This is a genomic window from Micromonospora sp. NPDC047753 (assembly GCF_040642735.1).
GTDB lineage: Bacteria > Actinomycetota > Actinomycetes > Mycobacteriales > Micromonosporaceae > Micromonospora.
Window position 1 is genome coordinate 1 of sequence record NZ_JBEYSL010000570.1, and the last position, 3,904, is coordinate 3,904.

The following is a 3,904-nucleotide window of genomic DNA, read 5'->3' on the forward strand; positions in this document are numbered from 1 at the left end:
TACTCCGCCCGACCGTCCGGAGTCTCCACCCGCACCGGCGGGTGGCCGAGGGCCGCCAGGTCGTACGGGCTGGCCCGCATGTCCAGCGTGCGGATGTCCCGGGCCAGGTCGAACGCGTCGGCCACCAGCTCCGAGGTGACCAACGGCGACAACTTGTACGCCCACTTGTACAGATCCATGTTGGCGTGCAGGCAGCCCGGCTGCTCGTGCGCGTGCTGCGTCTCCCGGGTGGGGGTGAGCAGGTTCAGCGGGCGGGCCGGCGGGGTGAAGAACCGGAACGCGTCGAAGTGGCTGCACCGCACCCCCCGCTCCTCGACGACCTCGGCGGTGCGTTCCGCGCTGAGCCGCAACGGCCAGGCGTTGTGCCGCAACTCCTCCCGGGTCTGCCGGTAGACCATCGCCCACTCGTGCATCCCGAAGCAGCCGAAGTGCGGCGCCCGTCCGCGCGTCGCCTCCAGCAGGGAGCGGATCCAGGCGATCGACTCGCCGCGCCTCGCGCGTACCCCCTCGGTGTCGAGGGTGACCCCGGCGGTGCCGGCGCGGTAGTCGCGGCCGAACTCGGCCGGGTCGGCGTCCCGTAGCTCGACCCCGGGCCCCGGATGCCAGCGCCGCAGTTGGGCCGGGCGGTGCGAGTAGTAGGTGAACAGGAAGTCGGCCACCGGATGCCGCTCACCGCGTCGTCGCCGGGCCAGGTGCGGGGTCAGCCAGACATCCACCCGCTCCTCGTGGGCCTGTCGGCGGGCCTGCCACTGCGCCGCGTCGAGCACGGCGGGGGCGAGGGCGGCGGTCACGCACCCCAGGGTACGACCGCCGCCCGCGCACCGGTCAGGGCATCTGCACCCGGACGCCTGCGGAGAACACCCCGCTGCGCAGCTCCAACTGCTGGGGCGGGTCCCGCCCGTCGACTGTGAAGACCAGCGGGAGCACCATCCGGGTGCCCGCCGCCATCGGGTCGGCGAAGACGTCCCGACCCAGGTTCGCCGTCCGGGTGGCCGACTCGTCGGTGCTCACCCAGCGCCCATCGGGCAGGTACGCCCGTTGCAGCTCGCTGTGCCAGGGCTGGTGGTCCCCGGTGACGTTGCGCACTCCGACGGTGGCCTCGCAGCGTCGCCCGTTCGCCGGTGCGGCACCGCCGCCGTCGGTCTTCCCGGCGGTGCCGGGCGCGCCGCAGGTCATCCGGTACACGGTGAACTCGAACGCCGACTCGCGCAGCGGCACTCCCATGGCCCCGGCGACTCCGGTTCCCACCCACGCGCCGCTGGTGGGCTGCTTCTGCGTGTCGATCGCCGCGACCTGTCGGGTCGCCGTCCAGCCCGCGGTGCCGACCACGCCGGCGAGCACCACCACGGCGGCACCCACCAACATCCAGACCGGCGGGGTACGCCGACGTCGCACCGGACTCGGGGCCGCCGGCCGGGGATAGACAGTCCCGCGGCCACCCTCGGCACCGCCGCCGGTGGAGAGCGCGGCAGCCGTCACCCGACGCCCGCGCCGACGTCGCCACACCCAGACCAGGGCGGCGCTGATCAGCAGCAGGACCGCCAGTCCGGCGAGCAGCACCGGGTAGCGGCGCCACGGTGGCGCCTCGCTCACCTCGGCCGGCGGTGCCGCTGCCGCCTGCCAGGTGGCCGTGGCGCAGTCGTACGGTCGGCTGCCGTCACTGGTGAACGCGCAGGTCGGCGCGGTCAGCGGCCGGCCCGGCGCGGTCGCCGCGAGCGCGGTGCCCAAGGTGGTGGTGCTGTGCGCGGGTAGCCGCAGCCGCCAGGTCACCTCGGTGGCCGATCCGCCGGCCGAGCTGGATCGGCCACCACCGCTGATCGCGGTCGTCGACGAGCCGGGCGGCAGTTCCTGACGCACCGTGGTCTCCAGCGGCGAGTTGCTCACGTTGCGCACCTGGATCCGGTACCTCGGTGCCGGGCTGCTCTCCGTGGCGACCGCCACGGTGACCTGTTGCGGGGGTGCCGAAGCCGGTGCCCGGGTCGGTGGTGCCATCGCCGGTGGCGCCGAGGGCGGGGTGGGCTCGGTCACCCGCGCGACCATCGCCACCGGCGGCCGGGTTCCCACTGGTGCTGGTGTGGCGGCCGGTGGTGCGACCGCCATTGGTGGTCGTGTGGCGGCCGGTGGTGCGGCGGCCGTTGGTTGTGGCGCGGCCGCCGGTGGTCGTGGCGCGGCCGCCGCCTCCGGGGCCGCCGTCGGCAGGGCCGGCACGGCGGCGAGGATGCCGAGGCAGTGCACGAACACTGCGAGGGCTCTGTGGTGTCGTGTCGATGCAGGCATACGAACGAACCTCCGGAGCCGACGCTAGGGGCCAGCCGCCTCCGTGCGGGTACGAAGTCGAGAAGTCCGCCCCGGTCACCTCCAGCTCCGGTAGGGTGCCGCGCGCTGACGGGTTGAGCACACCCGACCGCCTGTCCTGGCCGTCCGGGGTGCCGGCGGCGCTAGATTGGCCGGGTGCGTATCGCTCGTTTCGCCCATGCCAAGGGAATGTCGTTCGGTGCCGTCGAAGGCGAAGCGGAGGCTGGGCCGCAGGGTCTGACCATCGCCGAGATCGAGGGCCACCCGTTCGGCAATCTCTCCTTCAGTGGGGCCCGTTGGGCCCTCTCCGACGTTCGGCTGCTCTCGCCGATCCTGCCCAGCAAGGTGGTCTGTGTCGGCCGCAACTACGCCGACCACGCCGCCGAGCTCGGCAACGAGGTGCCCAAGGAGCCGCTGCTCTTCCTCAAGCCGTCCACCTCGGTGATCGGCCCCCGGGACGCCATCCGGCTGCCGATCTTCTCCAAGCAGGTCGAGCACGAGGCGGAGCTGGCGGTCGTGATCGGGGCGCCGGGTGCGCGCCGCGCCGACCGCGCGGCCGCCGAACGCGCCATCTTCGGCTACACCTGCGCCAACGACGTCACCGCTCGGGACCTTCAGCGGTCGGACGGGCAGTGGACCCGGGCCAAGGGCTTCGACTCGTTCTGCCCGATCGGCCCGTGGATCACCACCGGGCTGGACGTGTCCGACCTGGAGATCCGGTGTGAGGTGGGTCGCAACCCGGAGGAGATGGAGGTACGCCAACTCGGCCGGACGAAGGACATGGTCTTCGACGTGCCGGGCCTGGTGTCGTACATCTCGCACGTCATGACTCTGCTGCCCGGCGACGTCGTTCTCACCGGCACTCCAGCCGGGGTTAGCCCGCTTGTCGAGGGGGATACGGTCACCGTGCGGATCGACGGCATCGGCGAGCTCACCAACCCGGTGGTTCCCGTCGCCTGATCCGTCTGATGCCCCTGTTTCCGCAGCTCACGGGTGGTTCGGGGGGATCGGATTTGGCCTGCCGGCACCGGGAGGGTAAAGTTCACTCCCGGCGCCGCAAGGGGCCAATGGGGTATGGGGTAATTGGCAGCCCGACTGATTCTGGTTCAGTTAGTCTAGGTTCGAGTCCTGGTACCCCAGCGCTGCTGGAATTCGCGAGAATTTCCAGACGCTGGATTCTGACGGAGTTCTACTCCGCCCCTTCGGGGGCGAAGGGTGGTCTTCGGCAGAGTGCAGCTCCTCCGCCGCCAAGGTGGGGGAGCAAAAGTTGTTCTGGCCCCGTCGTCTAGCGGCCCAGGACGCCGCCCTCTCAAGGCGGTAGCGCCGGTTCGAATCCGGTCGGGGCTACAGCGTGCACAGCCCGTCTCACCTCGTGAGGCGGGCTGTTTCGTGTCCGCCCGTCGGTGCCCGGTCCGGCCCCCGCCGGGCCTTCGGGTGACGGCGCACCCCGCGCTCGCGCCCGGGTACGGTGCCGCTAGACTACATTCGCACCGCCCGCGAGGGTGGTGAACGGAAAAGTTCTGGCCCCGTCGTCTAGCGGCCCAGGACGCCGCCCTCTCAAGGCGGTAGCGCCGGTTCGAATCCGGTCGGGGCTACAACCAAAGGCTCA

General features: G+C 71.9%; 3 protein-coding genes and 3 tRNA genes. 4 read left to right on the forward strand and 2 right to left on the reverse strand.

The window, feature by feature from the left end:
• The coding region (locus ABZ749_RS31035; RefSeq protein ID WP_357234003.1) for a 3-methyladenine DNA glycosylase at positions 1 to 791 on the reverse strand (791 nt) is incomplete at its 3' end.
• A gap of 34 nt (positions 792 to 825) precedes the next feature.
• Positions 826 to 2,277 (reverse strand): hypothetical protein, encoded by a 1,452-nt coding sequence (locus ABZ749_RS31040; protein ID WP_357234007.1) that lies wholly within the window; start codon positions 2,275 to 2,277, stop codon positions 826 to 828.
• A 174-nt stretch (positions 2,278 to 2,451) separates the two neighbouring features.
• On the opposite strand from ABZ749_RS31040, the gene ABZ749_RS31045 reads away from it, so the two are divergent.
• The 4 genes from ABZ749_RS31045 (at position 2,452) to ABZ749_RS31060 (ending at position 3,890) form a co-directional block, all read left to right on the forward strand.
• Complete coding sequence (locus tag ABZ749_RS31045) at positions 2,452 to 3,255, forward strand: fumarylacetoacetate hydrolase family protein (protein ID WP_091393135.1); 804 nt, start codon at positions 2,452 to 2,454, stop codon at positions 3,253 to 3,255.
• 108 nt (positions 3,256 to 3,363) lie between these two features.
• Positions 3,364 to 3,435: transfer RNA gene (locus ABZ749_RS31050), tRNA-Gln, on the forward strand.
• 134 nt (positions 3,436 to 3,569) lie between these two features.
• Positions 3,570 to 3,642: transfer RNA gene (locus ABZ749_RS31055), tRNA-Glu, on the forward strand.
• A 175-nt stretch (positions 3,643 to 3,817) separates the two neighbouring features.
• A tRNA-Glu gene (locus tag ABZ749_RS31060) sits at positions 3,818 to 3,890 on the forward strand.
• The last annotated feature ends 14 nt before the right edge of the window (positions 3,891 to 3,904 follow it).